Source organism: Novosphingobium sp. CF614 (genome assembly GCF_900113255.1).
GTDB lineage: Bacteria > Pseudomonadota > Alphaproteobacteria > Sphingomonadales > Sphingomonadaceae > Novosphingobium.
Genome location: NZ_FOOR01000003.1, coordinates 172,428 through 189,921, shown reverse-complemented (window position 1 = coordinate 189,921; position 17,494 = coordinate 172,428). Strand labels below are relative to the sequence as shown.

The following is a 17,494-nucleotide window of genomic DNA, read 5'->3' as shown; positions in this document are numbered from 1 at the left end:
GACCGCATGCCGGTCCGAATGCTGGTCCGAACAAGGGTGTTGACTCCGTGTCGTGATATAGCATTATGAAACTTGGACGACCGTCCCAGAACGGCGGAAGTCCAAGGGGAACATAAGTAATACCGTCTAAGCTGCGCTGTCATGCGGCAATCTGGAGAGCACAGGCTGCTCCCGGTCGCGGCATGTTTTGCAATTGCGAAAACCGGAGCCGATCGTGGCTCCCGGCGGCGACGGTGCAATGCAAAAAACACGCGCGGGAGAGCAGGCAAGGAGGGTTAGCTACTGCAAGGGGAGTCAATCGGTATGAAAATGCAACCTCACCGCCGGTCTCGTTTCATCAGGGCCCTGGGGGTGACCACCATGCTGTCGGGGCTTGTCTCTCCCGGAATGGCCTTCGCGGCGGACGATGCGGCCGCCGAATCCGGCCCGGCCGCTTCCGCGGACGCCGGGGACTCCGGCGGCCTTGGCGATATCGTCGTGACCGCGACGCGCACGGCGGAAAGTGTGCAGAAGGTGCCGATCTCCATCCAGGCGCTGGGCGCCGAGAAGCTGGCGGAACGGCAGGTGACGGGTTTGTCCGATTTTGCCGCGCTGCTGCCCTCGGTATCCTTCGAGGGGATCGGACCAGGCCGCAACACCGCCTTTTTTCGCGGTATCGTGCCGGCGGGCGGCAACTACGCCTCGGTTGGTTATTATCTGGACGACATTCCGATCACCGGCACCGAAGTGCCCGATATCCAGGCCTATGACCTGGAGCGCATTGAAGCGCTGTCGGGTCCGCAGGGCACGCTTTACGGCGCGGGATCGCTGGCGGGCACGATCCGCATCATCACCAACAAGCCCAAGCTCGACACCTTCGAATTCGGTTACGATGTCGAGGCCAACAAATACGGCAAGGGCGATTTTGGCGGGAAGCTCAAATCCTATATCAACATTCCGCAAGGCGAAACACTGGCACTGCGCGTCATGGGCTATTACCGGCGCGACGGCGGCTATATCGACAACACGCCCAACAACGGCCTGCTCAACAATGGCGCTCCGGCGGTTTACACGCTGGGCGATGAGAATCCGGCCACGTCCTACGCGCTCGATAACAGTGATATCGCCAAGGACGACTACAACACCATCAAGGAATTCGGCGGCCGCGTGCAGATCCTGTGGCAGCCGGCTCCTGACTGGGAGATCACGCCGCAATTCACCGCACAGCGGCAGATCGCGAACGGCTATTTCGGTTATGACCCGCGCGTCGGCGACCTGGAAGTGCACGACTACGACAAGACCCGCAATGACGACAGATGGTATCAGGCGGCGCTGAGCATCCACGGCCATATCGGCGACTGGGACATCGTTTCGGCGACCGGCTATTTCAAGCGCAGGACCAAGACGCTGAATGACTATACCTATTATACTGTCACCTATGACGGTTTTGGGCCGGGCTATGAAAGCTATCTCCAGTTCTTCGACAATTGCACGGGATCGGGCGCATCGCAGCAATGCTCGATGATCGACCCGACGCAATATTATCATGCCGATTGGCACAGGAACAAGTTCACGCAGGAACTGCGCCTGAGCACGCCGAAGGACTGGCCATTCGACGTCACCATCGGCGGCTTCTACCAGCGGCAGAAGAACGAGAGCAACACCTACTACGCGATACGCGGCCTCGATACCATCACCGGATATACCCAGACGGGCGGCGGCGATGTCGCGGGCGGGTTGATCGGTGTGCCGGCCATGTACGCGATCGCCTATGATGATGACGGCGTACCCTATTTCGACACCAGCGATGTCATCAACGCGAACGGCAATCCGCTCGGAACCATGGTCTATGGCACGCAGGCGGTGAAGGGGGACGGCTTCTACGTCGTCGAACAGAACCAGCTCTATCATGACGAGGCGATCTTCGCCGAAGGCCATTACAATATTACGCCTTCACTGAAGATCACGGGCGGTATCCGCTATTTCTGGACCGATTATGCCGTCGTGGGTTTCGCCGGCGTGGCGGCTTCCGCCGCCAACACCGTCACTTCGCTGTACGTGCCGACCGGGACCTTCGGCTGCCCGACGCCACTGCCGGCGGCGCGACTGCAGTGCCTCAACACCAACTTCCGGGCTACGGACGAAACCGGTCGCTACAAGGAAAGCGGCGAAACGCACAAGGTCGCGCTGGATTGGCAGTTCCAGCCGGACAAGATGCTCTATTTCAATTATTCGACTGGTTTCCGGCCCGGTGGTTTCAATCGGCCGCTGCGTATTCGCGGCTATGGCCCGGTGGACGTGGCGCCCTACAAGTCCGAGACGCTGACAAACTTCGAAGTGGGCGTGAAAACGACCTGGGGCAGTGTCTTCCGCCTGAATGCCGCCGTCTATCTCGAAAAGTGGAACAATATCCAATATAGCGTCGTGGTTTCGGGCGCACAGGGCGCGGGCATGACCGGCAATGCCGGCAAGGCCGAGGTCAAGGGCATCGAATATGATGCCGACTTGAAGCTGGGCAAGGTCACCATATCGAGTTCCGGCGCTTACAATGACGGCAAGCTGAAGGGGAACTTCTGCAACTTCGCGCTCGACAGGTCGACCGCAACCATCTCGCAATTGCCGAGCTGTACGCTTGGCGAGGATGTGCCAGGGTCGAGCCCGCCGACCCCTCAGGTTGCCGCCGCCAACGGTACGCGCCTGCCTCGCCAACCGAAATTCAAGGGTACGACCTCTATCCGTTATGATACCATCATTGGTGATTTTGAGACCTATCTCCAGGGTGCGGCGCTGTACCAGACGGGCGCGACCCAGGACCTGAACGTCGACAACAACGCGCTGCTCGGCAACACCAAGGGTTTCGTCAGCTTCGACTTTTCGGCTGGGGTGAAGAAGGACAGTTGGAGCTTTACGCTTTTCCTCCAGAACGCCTTCGACAAGCGCGGCGGGCTGACCAAGAACACGTTCTGCTCAATCGATTTCTGCGCGGGCTCGTCCCGCACCTTCACGATCAAGCCGCAATTCTTCGGCATGCGATTCGGCCAGAAGTTCTGATAGCAGGGAGCATCGATCGGAACCCGGGTTCCGATCGATGGAACTCGGCTGTATTCACCCGCCACGCTGCTCAGCGTGGCGGGCGTCTTCATCGGGCGTTCGCGTATAGCGCGGTTCGCAGCGCGGTGATTCTGGCGGGGCCTGCCGAGGGCAGGTTTTCGAGCGCGCAGGCGGCAAAGCCGGATAGCTGGGCCGTGGCAAAGCTGATGCCGTAGAGATTTCGGCGCGGCGGCACGCCGGGTATCGGGCGGGGATAGCCGGAGGCCAGGAAATGCCTTTGGTCTTCGGCGACGCGAAATGCCGCACGCGGGCAGTCCCAGTCGATGCCCACGCCGATGACGCCGTCGATCGCGCCGGGATAGCAGGGCGCTCCGTCAACCTCACGGGGCGCCACGACGATCGTGGCCGCGCGGTTTGCCCGTTCTATCGCCGCGCCAAAGGCCGGCGCATGGGCCGGGGTGGTCGAGCCCAGGCTGAGGTTGATGACGTCCACGCGCTGCGCGATCGCCCAGTCGAGCGCCGCGATGAGCCCCAGGCCGGTGGTCCTCAGGCTATCGTGGAACACGCGGATGGGAATGCAGGTGGCGCCGGGGGCTTTTTCCTGGATTGCCGCCATTACCGCCGTCCCGTGGCCCAGCCGGTCGAGCGTGGCCTCCGCCCCCAGCTCGACGCTGCCGTCGCCGCGTATTCCGGCGCCGGCGGCAAGGCGCGAAGCCTCGATATGAGCGTGGTCCGGATTGACGCCGCTGTCGATGACGGCGATGCGAACGCCGCGTCCCGTCGCAGTGCCGGTCATGTCATTCCGCCTTGCCGGTCCGTGCCGACATTTGCCCTGCTTCCAGCCTCTCGTCGCCCAAGGTCACCACCATGTCCGCAAGCTCCGCCAGCGCGGGCTTGTGCGTGATGACGATGATCGTGGCGAACGGCAGCGCTTCGCGAAGACCATGTGCGACCAGGCGTTCGGTCTCGCTGTCGAGGGCGGCGGTAGGCTCGTCGAGAATCAGGACCGAGGGGCGGCGCAGCAGCGCGCGCGCGACGGCAACCCGGTGCCGCTCGCCGGCGGAAAGGGCCAGCCCGCGTTCGCCGGCGCGGGTTTCAAGGCCCTCTGGCAGGCGCGCGACAAGCGGCGCGAGCCCGGCCAGCCTGGCAGCCTTGGCGATGGCCTCGTCCGAGGCACCCGAACAGGCGAATCCGATGTTGTTCGCCAAGCTGTCGTTGAAAAGATGCGGCGACTGGTCGACCAGCACGATCGCACGGCGCAGATCGTCGATCTTCAGCGCGCGAAGATCGATTCCGTCCACTTCGATGCTGCCTTCGTCCGGATCGAGGTAGCGCACCATCAGGTCGGCCATGCTGGACTTGCCGATCCCGCTCGGCCCGACGATGGCGCAGAAGGTGCCGGCGGGGATGAACAGGTTGGCCGAGTTCAGGATGGTTCTGCCATCATGACGGAAGGTCACCTCGTTGAAGCGAAGGCCCGCGTGCATGTCCTTGAACGGCAAGGCGGCCGGACGTTCGACGACATCGGGGCATGTGTCGAACAGCGTGAAAATCCGGCCCAGCGAAACCCGCGCCGATGCAAGTCCCGATCCCAGCCCCATCAGCACCTGGATGGGCGAAAAAAGCCGTGACTGGTAGGTCATGAAAGCCACCAGCGTGCCGATCGTCATCTTGCCCGCGATGATCTGCGTTCCGCCATATAGAATGATCGCCGAAGTGGATGCGGTCAGCAGCGTGCCCGGCAGCGCGCCGGCCATGAAGGAAGTGAGCTGCATCGTCAGCATCGTCGAGACGAAGGCGCCGTTGCGCTGGCGGAACCGGTTGATTTCATGCTCCTCGGCGCGCAGCGAAGTCACTGTCCGCATGCCCATCACCGTATCGACCAGCAGGCTGCCCAAGTCGGCACCCCGTTCGCGCATCACGCGGTTCAGTTCGGTCAGCTTCCGCTGGAAGTAGAGGAAAAGGGCAATGCAGACCGGTATGACGACCACGCCGATCACGAACATCACGGGATCGAGCCACAGCATCATCGCCACGCATCCGGCCAGCATCAGCAGGTTGCTGAGAACGGAGAGGAGCGAATCGGCCGTGACACGCTGGATGTCGCTTACGTCGCTGTTGATCCGCGACATGAGGTCCCCCAGGCGGAAGCGCGCATAGAAGCGCGGGGAAAGCCGCTGCAGGTGCCGCAGCAAGGCCGCGCGAATATCGAACAGCATGGCGGCGGAGGCCGAGACGTAGCGATAGCTCGCGAACATGTTGAGCGCGAAGCCGCCCAGCGAGATCGCGATCATGGCGCCCGCGATCTCTACGAGCGCCCCCATGTCGCCGCGCAGCAGCGCCTTGTCGATCATCAGCTTGGACAGATAGGGCTGCATGAGGTTGAGCGCGGTCGCGAGCAGGCTGACCACCAGCACCACGGCAAGCGCGCGCCGATATGGACGCAGGAAAGGAAGCAGCCTGGCATAGCTGCGCCAGCCGGGAATGGCGGTGGCGGAATCTGGCGGACTGGCGTTCGCGGCGGCGTTCATGCCGCCAGTTCCCGCCGCACGAGACGAAAGCCTTCCAGCGCGAAACGCGGTGGCGGCTCCCGCTCCAGCCGGGCAGTGCAGGCCGCGAACCCGTCCGCCAGCGCCTGTTGCTGCAAGCACCACCATGGACCGGTTCCGCCGGAACCATAGAATTCGCAGCAGTGCCGCAAGTGCCGGCGCATCGCCGCCGTCATCATCGCCTCGTAGTGGCCGAGCAGCGCGCCGGCGTCCTCGCCCTCCCGGCATGCCAGGGCGACGGCGCAGGCCAGTATGGCCTGCCGCACGGCGAGCGCGGTGCCGTCGCCGCAGATCGGATCGAAGGCCATCGCGCTCGAGCCGCAGGCAAGCCAGCCGCCGCCCGCCATGGCGGCGAGCATGCGCGGGGCGGTATCGAACCGCGCAGCCTGCCGCGCTTCGATTCGGACACGGGCGGCGAGATGGCGGCTCTGTTCGAGAAGCACCGCACAGGGCGCGCCCACGGCCAGCAGCCAGCCGCCCTGTCCGGCAGACGGGATCATGAACAGCCAGCCGTCTTCGACCGATTCGATCCAGCAGGCATCGGCATCTTCCGGCATGAGCAGGCGCACGGGGACTGTCTCTCCCATCCGTTCCCCGAAGCGCAGCAAGGGTTCGTCCGGCGCGGGGCGCGAGGTCCGGATGGTGAAGTCCGCCGCGCGCGGCGCCGGGCCGGCATCGGGCGACGCGAAGTCCAGGTCGCCGGCGCCCAGCATGACGGCGCCGTGCGGCAGGCAGACCGGTTCATGCCCGCCCCAGGCGACGAAGCGCCGGGTGATCCGGGCATTGTTTTCGAACAGGGCTGGCTTGGCAAGGCATTCGCGCAGCAGCGACCGTGCGGGATCGCTCAGCATGATCGCCGGCACGGGCAACCGGGCGTCGGCCGTCCCATGGACCGCCGCGCCTTGTTCGCGCAGCAGATGCTTGCAGCATGCCGCCGCCACGCCGCCGCCAGTGATCGTGACAGTCCAGGGCTCGCTCAAGGCAGGGTCAGTATCCCCGCCATCGTGATGTCGTTCGTAAGTTCCCAATCTTGCTCGATCTTCAGTGTCTTCGCGTCATAGACGGCGATGTCGTAGCCCGCGCCGTAGATATACAGTTTTCGGCCGTCGCGGGACATGCCGAAGTAGAAGCGGGAACGGCAGGGAAACTCGGCCTTTTCCAGCGCCGCGTTGGTCGCGAGATCGAAATGCCAGAACTCGCAGCGCTTGTTGCCGTACTCGCCGGTGACCGCGACGGTGTAGCCGTCCTTGCCGTCGGGCGTCACTTCCAGTCCCGCCATCTGCGCGGGCGCGGGGCCGATCGGCTTGAAGGTGAACGCCCGCGAAGACAGGTCGAACCGGGCGATGCCGAACACCTTGTTGTGGATGTAGGGATCTTCGGCATTGAACAGCGAGACGTAGACACCCGGTTCCCGCAGAGTCTCCAGGCTGCCGCCGATGCCGACTTCCTGCATGCCCGGAAAATCCGGTTTTTCGAGGTCGATGCGGTCGACCACCTTGAAATTGCTGGTGTCGACGATCAGCACTTTCTTCTGGAACAGATAGAGAGACTTGCCGTCCGGGGAAATGGCGAGGCGCGTCCGGTAGGCGGGCGTTTCGTCCTGCGGGTCGACATCGACCTCACGGACGATCTGCCTGGTCTTGAGGTCGACCGTCATGAAGCGGGGCTTGCTGATGCGGTAGCGGTCGATCTCCTTGTCCATCCGCGTGCCGACGATGTAGAAATAACGGCCGGTGGGATCGGGCACGCCGCCGGTGAACCGGTAGCGGGTCGTCGGCGTGTTGAGGCTGAGGCTGGTGACGATCTTGCGCGTGGCCGCGTCCATCACCTCGATCCCGCTGGTGCTCAGCGTGGTGATGTAGATGCGCTTGCCGTCCGCCGAAAGCTGGAGGTTGGTCGGAAGGCCGGACGCCAGCGTGACTTTCTGCACCACCTTGCCGTCGGCGTCGCCGACGAACTGGATCTGGTCGGGATAGCCGCCCAGCACGATCGTGGCAGCATCGGACGAAGCCGCGGCGGATGCGGTCAACAGGGCCGCGAGTGCAAGGCGAAGCGTCTTCATGCTACGTGGCTCTTCCTCGTGAAATGCGTCGGGTCCGGTGCGGCCCGTCGATCAGGGGAAAACAAGGTCCAGGTTGCGCCAGTCCTTGGTCGCGACCGCGCAGTTGCTGGCCCAGTCGGGCGAATAGTTGACGTGGTCGGGCACTTGCACCGGCCAGAAGCAGGTGACGTAGCAATCGTAGATGTCGCGCTCGACCGGCTGGCACAGGCCCGCCGTGCCGCCGCCCGCATCGACTTCCCAGCCGGGAGAAAAGGACAAGGTGCAGCCCATCGGGATATGCGGCTTGGGGGGCTGCTGCTGCAGCGCGACGACGTCCTCTTCCAGCAGCGACGCAGTGGCGTCGATCCGCGCTGCCTTCCGGTTGACGGGGCGGAGATGCTTCATGACAGGCCCTTTCGTGCTGCGAAGCGCTCAAGGAAATCGGGATTTTGCACGCTGACCGCGCCGTAGATGCGCAAGCAGGCGTCGGTCCATTCCCGGATCCAGTCGCAATAATGAAGGTTGGCATGGCCGGTGTCGCCGTAGCGCACGAAAGCCTCGTGGTGGCATCCCCCGGCGCAGAGCGGGCGTGCCCAGCACGTCTGGCATTCGTACTTGGCGCTCACGTGGCCGCGCGAGAGGAAATCCTCGCGCTTGTCCGCGTCGATCCCCGTGGCGATATGGCCAAGCGTGTGGGTGTCGGCGTCGGTGAAGCGATGGCACGGCGAAAGGTCGCCCGATGGGCTTACCCCCAGCAGCCCCAGGCCGGCGCCGCAGGGGTGCGACTTGTTGACGCCCTGGATCAGTTCGCCGATCGTCTCGCTGACATTGGAGAAGCCGTGCATCTCGCCGCGCAGGGCATGTTCCAGCCATTCGGCGGCAAGCTCGTGAAACTGGGCCAGCACTTCGTCCATGGCGCCGTCGCCGATCATGTAGTCCCGGTCGCCCGAATTGGTGACGGGCGCGAAGCCGACCTCGTGAAAGCCCAGGTCGTCCTTCAGATGCCGGTAAATGCGGATCACGTCGGTGACGCCGTCGGTCAGCGTCACGCGCGCGGTGATCGCCCGCGTGCGATGCTGCGCGATCAGCTTGCGAAGGCGCGGTTCGATGACGGCGTAGGAACCCTTGCCGGACTTGTACACGCGGTGCTTGTCCTGCAAGTCCGGCGGACCGTCCATGCTGACGGTGACGCCGATCTCGTGTTCGGAGAGGAACGCGATGATCTCGTCCGTAAGCAGCGTGGCGTTGGTGGTGAGGCTGAAGCCGATGGTCCGCCCCTGCGCTTCGGCACGCCCGCGCGCGTAGAGCACGACTTCGCGCAGCAGCTTGAAGTTCATCAGCGTCTCGCCGCCGAAGAAGGTGATGTGCACCGCCTGGTGGCCGGCCGACTTCTCCAGCAGGAAATCGACCGAGGCCTTGGCGGTCTCCGGGGTCATGAATTTCGGCTTGCCCTGGGGCGTAGCGATCTTGTCGGCCCCGAATTCGTAGCAGTAGGTGCAGGCGAGGTTGCACTGGTTGGTGACGTTGAGCACCAGTGCCTGGAGTGGGAAGTCGGCGGGCGGGGTTGCCGGCGACGGCGCGACGGCGGGGCGCACCGCGTCGGAGACGATGCCCTGCACGAAGAGCAGCTCACGGATCAGTTCCTCCGCGTCCGCCCGGTCGTACCCCGCATCCCGCAGAGCCTGCGCAAGCTCGGCGTGGCTCATGTCCACTTGCCCGAGCTTGCGCAGGACCGCATTGGCACCTTCGTCGAGGGCGAAGATGGCCCCGGCGGAAACCAGGTACATGAACGGCTGCCCGGCGGCTTCGAACTCATGCAGTTCCCCACGGCGGTAGCGACCCGAAGTGAGTGCGGTCATGCTGGTCATTGGGAAACCTCCGGCTGGTCCCAGCGCCGATACGTCGGCACCGTGGTGACAAGGTAGGCCCGCGCGCTCAGCGGCTTGCCGAGCTTGTCCTTGAGAGTCCTGGCGGTCGCGACCACCCAGACCTCGCCATAGTTGTTGCGGCTGAACCGGCGCTCCGGATTGGGCCCTTCGACGTTCGGCGTGAAGAAACCGGCCGTGCCGAGCGTGCCGACGTACTTGACGTCGTCGTCGTAAGTGACGGTCGGGAATTCTCCCATCGTCCAGTCGGCGGCGATCGGCATGACCGGGAAATCATCGCCGGTATCGGGGCCGGTATTGGGCTTGCCGTCCGCACCGTTCGACCAGGCCACGGCCTCGAACTGCTCGTAGCCCTTGCCGTACTTGATGCCGCCCAGATGCGCGAGCGAGGTTTCGGGAACCACCTTCAGATAGTCGATGCTGCCGTACACCGGCAGGGCCTTGGTCAGCGTCACGCCGTTCACGGCGACGTCGTGCAGGCCGGCGATCGCGTCCGCCGATACATCGACCGTCGCGACCGCTTCGGAAGGCGAGAGGGTCACGACCTTGCGCACCGTCACGCCGCTGCCGAAATCGAGATCGTCGGCGGACAGCGCGGAGGGCAGGGCGTCGCCGTAGATGTGCACTTCGGTGCCTTTGGCCCCGATCTTGACCGCGCTGGGCGAGACCGCGGCGATCACCGGGCCGCCGGTGGCGCGCGTCATTTTCACGTCCAGGCCGAATTCGTGGTACTCGCCCCAGTACCAGCGGCCTTCGGCAAATGTCTGGTCCGGCGAGAACCACATGGTCTCACGCAGCGCCCCGGTGATGTCGTCCGGCTTGGCGGACTGCCCCCCGCCCGATGTGCCGCGCCAGGAATAGCCGGCATAGACGAGCCCCTTGCCGGTGCGCGTGGAGGTTGCCCCAGTATCGAGCGAGCGCAAGGTCGTGGTGGTGGTGAAGTCGTCGCCCGAAGGGGTGATCGTCATCGTGCCCACGAAACGGCCGTGCCCGCGCAGGCTCGCGGAAATGATCCACTTGCCGCCAAGCCGGGGCGTGCGGATGCGCGGACGCCATTGGGCCCAGGCCGCGCTGCCCAGATCGGCCTCCTTGCTCAGCCATGCCAGGGCGATCTGGCCCTGGGTAAGGGGCTTCTTGGGCGGCTTGTTATCCGCAGGCTGCTCGTCCGCCGGGCGATTCAGTTGAAACTCCGCCTGCGAATAGAGCGCCTTGTGCATGTTCTGGAGCAGCGCCCATTCGCGGTGGCTGCGGCGCGAGGACATGGGTTGAGCGAAGGCGTGGCATCCCGCGCAGCTCGTACGCAGGTTCTCGTTCGGGATGATCGTTTCGTCCTGGACGCGCCGTTCGGCGAAGTACATGACCGGCTTGGCCTCGTCCGGAGCAAGCCCGTGCCAGGTGCCCAGGTATTTCACCACCGCGCGCGCTTCCTCCGGCGTGATCGCCAGGCCGTTGAGCTTGACCATGCGCTTGATCGTCTGCGACCAGCCTTCGGGTGTGGCGCGGATCCAGGAAATCCGCGTTAGATTGCCCTTGTCGTCAGGGGCGTGGCACGATCCGCACTTCTCGATCGTCAGCCTGTCCGTCACCGGTATGCCGGTTTCCTTCTCCGCCCAGTCCGAGGGATCCTTGCCAGCTTCGTCGACGGCGGCTTGATCGGCGACCTGCGCCGTGACGACCGAGGCCGACAGCACCATGCCGGCGAGCAAGGGCAGGATCATGGCGCGGTGGTTGCCAAGGCGCGGCCGTAGCGCGAAATTCATGTTCGCTGTGTCCCCCAGAGTTGGAGAAAGCCGGGGAATCCCCGCCGGTCAACGCGAAGATAGGACGATCGTCAAGATTTGGTCAAGCCACTTTATTGCACTTGCGAAAGAAGGCCGGGATGCCCGCAAACCGCGCGGCACTGCCGCCTATCTTGAGTGGAGCGGATCGTACATCGACCGCAGGGACGCCGGCCCGTTGCACTGCCGCATGACGATCCGGACGTTGCGCGCGCGCTCGTCGGTAAGGTTGGCGGCGCTCAGCGCGTGGCGGCGTTCCCGGGCTACCTCGGCGCCGTCGAAGGGGAGGCGGCCAGGCGGCGCGCTGGCCCCGCCGAGCACGAAGACGACATAGTTCATGACTTCGGCAAGCCGCTGGTCGTCGCCGATGCGGCTGTGCGCGACGTTGGGCAGCCGCAGCAGATAGGCACGGGTCTCGGGCGTGCACAGGAAGTAGCCGACCCGGCCGCGCAACTCGGGTACGGCGGCAGGGGCAGTGCTTCCGGTCACGCCGTGGCAGCCTCCGCAGTTCTCGATATAGTCGGAGCGCGCGAGCGCCGGATCGAGCATGCCGAACCGCGGCGCCGGCGCCGGATCGCCTGCGGAAGCATAGCTGGCGATCCCCAACAGGCATCCCGCGGCCAGCAACAAGTACTGCCGGTTCCGGGCGGACATGGCTGGCGCCTATTCCGCCCCGCCGACCAACACTGCCGTCGAACAGTGGTACTGCATGCTCTGCGTGCCGAAGCACCAGATGATGTCGTTGTTGAGCTGCGGCGTGTAGAGCTGGGTTTCCCGGTCGGTATTGTCGCACAGGCACTGGTTGCACATCGGCTTGCCGCAGCAATCGCGGTAGGCGATCAGATAGGCCTTGCCGTTGTCGGGATTGATGCAGGTGCCCACCCACGACACGGGCGAAGGCTCGGAACCGGCGGGGCAGGTGTGGATGCCGCCGCCGCAGCACGAGCACAGCGCGCCGTCGATCGCGCAATATCGCCAGTAGGTGCACTCGGTATCATCTTCAGTCTGCGCACTGCGGGCGAACGCGGTCTTGGCCTCCGGCGAGCGATCGGGCTTGGCGGCTTCGGCCCGGCTCACCGGCAGCAGCGGAAAGACCGGCGCGGCGACCAGGGCGATGCCCAGGCGCGAGATCAGGCTGCGGCGCGAAGTGCGGCCCGCCTGCTTGCGAAGCAGCTTCTCGCATACGGCGTCGGCGTCGAATTTCTTCATCGGTCGTCCTCAAGATTGACCGGTTCATGCGGCCGCATGCCGAAGCCCCGAAATATAGTCCTGCACTGTCCGCACACCCATTTCATGGGCTACGATCAGGCTTTCCAGATGTTCGCGGCTGTTCACCAGCCCTTTCGACAGGATCTGCCCCTGTTCGTCGAGCAGCACCGCGAAGGGCAGCTTTGATACGCCCAGCGTCCGCCCGACCGCCGCGTCGTTGACGAACGGGTACGCCGTCAGCCCGTGCTGCGCGATCAATCCGTGCTGCGCCGCCGGTTCGTCGTCGCCCACGAAGATCAGTTCGACCCGTTCATGCTTCGCGAAAGATTTCGCGACCGGTATCAGCCCCTTGCAGAGTGGGCACTGGGCGGAAACGAACATCAGCAGCCTGAGCGGGATACCCGGCCTGGGGCCGCCCAGCGCCAGGGTCTGGCCGGAAAGCGTCTGGCCCATGAGGCCGGCGGTATCGTCGCCGACCGAGGCCCCGCCGGAGGTCGCGAGGGCCCCGGCGGGGGCGACGCGCATGTGGAGGATGCCGACTTGCCGGGCCAGCGCGACCAGGGCCACGCCGAACGCCAGTATGACGATCCAGCTGACGATCTGGGCGATGATGAGGGAGACGAGCATCGGTCAATGACTCCGGTGCATCGAGACGGCGGTCGCGGCGAGCGTGCCGATGGCCTCGAAAAGCAGATTGGCGATCCAGATGGCGATGCCGCCGAACGCCGCGCTGGCGATCGACATGGGATCGAGCGGGATGGGATCGAGCGGGTCGGCAAAGGCCGGCGAGGCGAGCAGCAGCGCGGCCAGCAGCGCATTGCGCGCGACCGATGGCCAGCGCAGGTGCTGCCGCAAGTCGAGCCGGCCGCAACCGCAGGTGATGGCACGGCGCCCGCGCAGCAGGTTCACCGCCATGGCCGCCGCGAAGACCATCAGCAGTGCCGCCCCGGCGATCACCGGGGCAGGCGTCCATCCCGACAGCAGCATGATGCCGACGACGCACTCCAGCGGCGGCAGCCCGATCGACGCGGGGCCGACCAGCGCGGGCGGCAGTATCCGGTAGTTGGCGATGACGCCGGGCAGGACGTGCCGATGCCGCGCCTTCTCGATCCCGGCCGTGAGGAATATCAGGCCGCACCCGATCGCGGCGGCCCGCGTGAGGATGGCCAGCGCGACCTCCGGCGCCGTCATCACGAACCGGAAGCCACGCTAATCACGCCGGAACCGGCCGTCTCTATGCGGTGGAGTTCCTCGCCCGTCCGGCCATCGAGTATCATGCCCTCGCTCTTTTCGTCGTTCACGAAAATCAGGGGCTCGGCCTGCTGGGTCACTTCGATATGGCCGACCGGTTCCTTGAGCGCCAGGCGCCGCACGACCTTCCTGGCGGCGACGTCGAGCACCCAGATCTCGTCGCCGAATGCCTTGTGGGACCAGTATTCGCCCATGTGCATCAGCACGAAGAGTTCACCCGAGGCGGCATTGTACGCTGCCGGTTGGCGCGAGCCGGGATACCAGGCGACACTCAGCGGCTTCGTGACCGCCGGGGCGTAGCCGGCCGCTTCCTGCAGCGAGAAGGGCGCGGAAACCTCCGGCGAGGCGCCCATCTTGGCCGTGTAGACAAGGCCGGTATAGCTGACGAAGATCGCCGTGTTCTTCGCCTTGTCATAGGCGAAGTTCTCGAAGATTGGATCGTCCGACGCCGCGAAAAAGGCCGGGCCATGGGTAATGGCAGCCTTGCCCGCAGGGTCGGTGACGGTCGCCATGGTTCCGTCCGAGCAGAGCGCGGAGAAGCCCACGCCCGGATTGGGAATCAGCGCGGCGCAGCCGGGAAGTTCCACGGTCTTGACGAACTTGCGCTTGGCAAGGTCGACGACATTGACCGCCTGGGCCGGGCTGAAGCTGTAGATGAAGCCCCATCTGCCGTCCGCGCTCAGGACGAAATTCTGCTTTCGCTCGTCCACCAGGATGCGGCTGGGAATGGGGATTTCGGTCACCAGCTTGAGGGTCTGGCTGTCGTAGACCGATACCATGTCCTGACGCGTGCCCCGGTTGCCCTTCGACCAGATCGTTTCCGATATATAGTAATACTTGCCGGCCGGATCGATCGCCATGTCGGACAGCTGGCTGGAAGCCACGATGCCCTTCATCTTGCCGGACTTGCCGTCGTAGATGGCCGTGCCGTCGACCTCCCAGCCGCCGCGCACGTAAAACCAGCCCGCCTGCGGTGCCTCGATCGTCGCCGTGTCGCTTTCCTCGGGCTCAAGCCCGTTCGGATCCTTGGCATTCGCCGCCGGGGCGAACGCGGCGATGCCGTACAGGGCGGGGCCGCTCAGGGCGAGCGCAGCCACGACGCCGAAACGAAAACCCGAGTAAGACTTCATCCCGGTCCCCCTGTGCTGCCTTTACGAAGTCTGGACATACGTCAAGAATTCGTCAAGCGATTCTTGACGCTTCGGGCGCCGGCGGAATGGCAGCGACCGGGCCTGTCCGGCAGCCAGCAGCAGACAGGCCGCCGCGATCGTCGCGATGGCGGCGAGCAGAAGGCCTGCGTGCCCAAAAGTGGTTGTCGCGACCGAGCCGGCCAGCGGCCCGAGGATCATGCCCAGGGGATGGGTGCACGCGACGAAGCGGCGGAACAGGCTGCCGCGACTGGCGGCGCTGGCCAGGCCCGAACTGCGGACGATGATGGCGGTCGATCCGATGTTCAGCAGCACGATCGCGACAATGAACGGCGCGGCGCCGCCTTGCGTCGCCACGATCGGGCCGAGCAGCGAAAGTCCGGCCAGCAATCCCGTGAGCGGCGGCGGCACCAGGGGCTGTTCGCGCATCACCAGCAGTGCGGTAGCCGCGCCCGCCAGCGATCCCAGCGCCACGGCGGTGCCGATCGTGTCCTCGGGGATACCGGCCCCGACCGCAAGCGCGCCGGAAAATGTCCACACCATCATCGTCGCGCAGATGAAGAGCAGCGTCGCCCCGGCCGTTGCCCATGCCCTGGGCCCGGCGTCGCCCTGCTCGGTCGCCGGTGCCTGCGGCATGTGCGCCACGCGCCTGTGTGCCGATCGCGCGGACCACGCGGCCAGGGCGAGTGCGGAAAGCGGGGCCAGCGCCAAGGCAGCCAGCGCGGCCTTGGGGCCGGCAAAGTCGGCGATCGCCGGCAGGACCAGGGCGATGACCGTGGAAAGGACGAGTTGCAGCAGGAACACGGCGCCATAGGCCCCATGCGGGCGGCAGGTGGCGGCGGTGCTCATGGCATGGGTATAGAGCAGGCCCATCGCCGTTCCATAGAGGCCGCGCAGGGCCAGCAGCGCGGGCAGGTAGCCGGTCTGCGTCGTCGCCAGCGCCGCGACGGACGCGACGAGGGCCGCCAGCACGAAGCCGAATTCCGGCAGGCGGGTCCCCCAGCGCCAGACGACGACGGCGCCGGCCGCCATTCCCGTCTGCGTGGCGCTCACGACCCAGCCGTGCAATTCGGGCGCGAGGCCGTGCGCAGAGGACAGCAGCGTCAGGAATACCGGATCGATCCCCGGCTGCAGGCAGCCCAGACTGGCGAGGGCGACCGCGGGAAGCATGAGACGTTCGTTGGCAAACTGGCGCACGGGACTCCCCTTGACGGAGGCGGCACCCCCCCGGGGCGCCCCATCGCCATCAAGGCATCCTTCCCGACTCGGTTAGTTCAATGCTTGTGTCAGTTCCGCAATCTCGCCGGGCTTCATCGATTTGACAAGATGGATGAACCAGGCCGCCGAAATGGCGGTGATCGCCGGCATCTTCGCGTTCCATGGCTTCTGAAAGCCGAGAAAGGGCGTGGTGCCTTCCATCGAGGCGCTGATGAACAGCGAAAGCGTCTGGACTTCGTCGGCGCTGAGCGCGGGATTGATGCGCTGCACATATTCGCCGATCACGCAGTGAACCTTGGCATAGAAGCTGCGGACACGCTCGGCGATGAAGTCGTTGTGGTTCGCAAGCGCCCACAGCTCGGTGAACAGGCGGGTGGTGCGCTTGGTGCAGATGTCGTCGAGGCAGATGATGATGACCAGCCGAAGCCGGTCCTCGTCCGAAAGCTCGGGCTGGCGGACGTTGACTTCAAGCTTGGCGTCGTACTTCTCCATGATCTCGTCCAGCAGCACCTGGACGAGCATCTCCTTCTTCGGGAAATGATAGCTGACGTTCCCCACGCGCAGGCCGCACGCGGCGGCGACGCGGCGGATGGTGAACGCCTCGGCCCCTTCGCCTATCAGCACGTCGAGCGCGGCCTTCAGAATGGTGTCGACCGTTTCGGTGCCGCGCGAATAGATGCCCGGGCGCGCCGGGGCGAGATCGGTATCGGTCATGCGCCTATTTAGGCGTCAATCCGCGTCGGGGCCACCCCTATTGGCCCATTCGCGTTCGGTCCGCTCCTATCGGCCAGTCCCGTCGGCATCACCGTGCGGAAGCGGGCGATTGACGCTTGACGAAATCTGGATGTTTGTCCAGATTTGTCCGCACCCATTTCAAGAGGATATCCTTGGCCGATATGATCGTTAAGCGATTTCGGGCCGGCATGCTTGCCGCCGCCGCGTGCTGGGCCATGCCTGCCCATGCCGCCGGTGCGCAGACTTTCGCTTCTCGCTGCGCGATGTGCCATCAGGCGAACGGCGCGGGCCTGCCGGGACAGTTTCCGCGTCTCAAGGGCCGGATGGGGGCAATCGCCGCCAGCAAGGAAGGCCGGGCATACCTCATCAAGGTGGTGCTGTTCGGCATGTTCGGGCCCATCGAAGTCGACGGTAAGCGAATCAGCGGCATGATGCCGGCCTTGGGATCGATGAGCGACCAGGATGTCGCCGATACGCTCAACTTTGCGGTCATGCTGGAAAAGCCGAAAAAGGCCGTGGCGTCCTTCACTGCCGGTGAGGTGAAGGCTGCCCGCGCTGCGGGGTCGTTGACGGCTGCCGGAGTGGCCAAGGCCCGGGCAGCGGCGGCTGCCCGGGGCGCCATTCCATAAGTCGTATCTCCTGCCGGGAG

16 protein-coding genes are annotated in these 17,494 nt (G+C 65.1%); 2 read left to right on the top strand and 14 right to left on the bottom strand.

All coding sequences use genetic code 11. The features are described 5' to 3' along the window. The first annotated feature begins 303 nt into the window (after positions 1-303). Positions 304-3,030 carry a TonB-dependent receptor gene (locus BM052_RS05700; RefSeq protein WP_177198345.1) on the top strand — a complete coding sequence of 909 codons (2,727 nt, stop codon included), beginning with the start codon at positions 304-306 and terminating at the stop codon, positions 3,028-3,030. Between the two features lie 88 nt (positions 3,031-3,118). Here the strand turns inward: BM052_RS05700 and BM052_RS05695 are convergent, their stop codons facing one another. The 14 genes from BM052_RS05695 to BM052_RS05630 form a co-directional block, all read right to left on the bottom strand. Next, positions 3,119-3,826, bottom strand: a complete 708-nt coding sequence (locus BM052_RS05695; RefSeq protein WP_091144284.1) for a subtilisin-like serine protease QhpE — start codon at positions 3,824-3,826, stop codon at positions 3,119-3,121. Position 3,827: 1 nt separating this feature from the next. Next, the gene (locus BM052_RS05690) at positions 3,828-5,561 is read right to left on the bottom strand and encodes an ABC transporter ATP-binding protein (protein WP_091144281.1); all 1,734 of its coding nucleotides are present in this window, start codon (positions 5,559-5,561) and stop codon (positions 3,828-3,830) included. Beyond that, positions 5,558-6,559 (bottom strand): NAD(P)/FAD-dependent oxidoreductase, encoded by a 1,002-nt coding sequence (locus BM052_RS05685; RefSeq protein ID WP_091144278.1) that lies wholly within the window; start codon positions 6,557-6,559, stop codon positions 5,558-5,560. The genes BM052_RS05690 and BM052_RS05685 overlap by 4 nt, the downstream gene beginning before the upstream one ends. Then, positions 6,556-7,641 (bottom strand): YncE family protein, encoded by a 1,086-nt coding sequence (locus tag BM052_RS05680; protein ID WP_091144276.1) that lies wholly within the window; start codon positions 7,639-7,641, stop codon positions 6,556-6,558. The genes BM052_RS05685 and BM052_RS05680 overlap by 4 nt, the downstream gene beginning before the upstream one ends. Positions 7,642-7,692: 51 nt before the next feature. Beyond that, complete coding sequence (qhpC, locus tag BM052_RS05675; protein WP_091144274.1) at positions 7,693-8,025, bottom strand: quinohemoprotein amine dehydrogenase subunit gamma; 333 nt, start codon at positions 8,023-8,025, stop codon at positions 7,693-7,695. Further along, positions 8,022-9,488: a quinohemoprotein amine dehydrogenase maturation protein gene (gene peaB / locus BM052_RS05670; protein WP_255405986.1), complete on the bottom strand. Its 1,467-nt coding sequence runs from the start codon at positions 9,486-9,488 to the stop codon at positions 8,022-8,024. Before peaB ends, qhpC begins: the two co-directional genes overlap by 4 nt. Next, complete coding sequence (gene peaA, locus BM052_RS05665) at positions 9,485-11,266, bottom strand: quinohemoprotein amine dehydrogenase subunit alpha (RefSeq protein ID WP_255405985.1); 1,782 nt, start codon at positions 11,264-11,266, stop codon at positions 9,485-9,487. Before peaA ends, peaB begins: the two co-directional genes overlap by 4 nt. Positions 11,267-11,413: 147 nt before the next feature. Further along, positions 11,414-11,938 (bottom strand): cytochrome C, encoded by a 525-nt coding sequence (locus BM052_RS05660; RefSeq protein ID WP_091144271.1) that lies wholly within the window; start codon positions 11,936-11,938, stop codon positions 11,414-11,416. 9 nt (positions 11,939-11,947) lie between these two features. Further along, positions 11,948-12,493, bottom strand: a complete 546-nt coding sequence (locus tag BM052_RS05655) for a methylamine dehydrogenase light chain (protein WP_091144269.1) — start codon at positions 12,491-12,493, stop codon at positions 11,948-11,950. Between the two features lie 24 nt (positions 12,494-12,517). Next, positions 12,518-13,120, bottom strand: a complete 603-nt coding sequence (locus BM052_RS05650; protein WP_091144267.1) for a thioredoxin-like domain-containing protein — start codon at positions 13,118-13,120, stop codon at positions 12,518-12,520. A gap of 3 nt (positions 13,121-13,123) precedes the next feature. Further along, on the bottom strand, positions 13,124-13,684 hold the full coding sequence (locus tag BM052_RS05645) for a MauE/DoxX family redox-associated membrane protein (protein ID WP_091144264.1): 561 nt from the start codon (positions 13,682-13,684) through the stop codon (positions 13,124-13,126). Continuing rightward, positions 13,684-14,874: an amine dehydrogenase large subunit gene (locus tag BM052_RS05640; RefSeq protein ID WP_091144263.1), complete on the bottom strand. Its 1,191-nt coding sequence runs from the start codon at positions 14,872-14,874 to the stop codon at positions 13,684-13,686. The genes BM052_RS05645 and BM052_RS05640 overlap by 1 nt, the downstream gene beginning before the upstream one ends. Before the next feature lie 21 nt (positions 14,875-14,895). Then, on the bottom strand, positions 14,896-16,089 hold the full coding sequence (locus tag BM052_RS05635) for an MFS transporter (RefSeq protein WP_143084748.1): 1,194 nt from the start codon (positions 16,087-16,089) through the stop codon (positions 14,896-14,898). 72 nt (positions 16,090-16,161) lie between these two features. Next, positions 16,162-16,824 carry a TetR/AcrR family transcriptional regulator gene (locus BM052_RS05630; RefSeq protein ID WP_091144257.1) on the bottom strand — a complete coding sequence of 221 codons (663 nt, stop codon included), beginning with the start codon at positions 16,822-16,824 and terminating at the stop codon, positions 16,162-16,164. 209 nt (positions 16,825-17,033) lie between these two features. On the opposite strand from BM052_RS05630, the gene BM052_RS05625 reads away from it, so the two are divergent. Further along, entirely contained in the window at positions 17,034-17,474 is a 441-nt protein-coding gene (locus BM052_RS05625) for a c-type cytochrome (RefSeq protein ID WP_255405984.1), read from the top strand. The last annotated feature ends 20 nt before the right edge of the window (positions 17,475-17,494 follow it).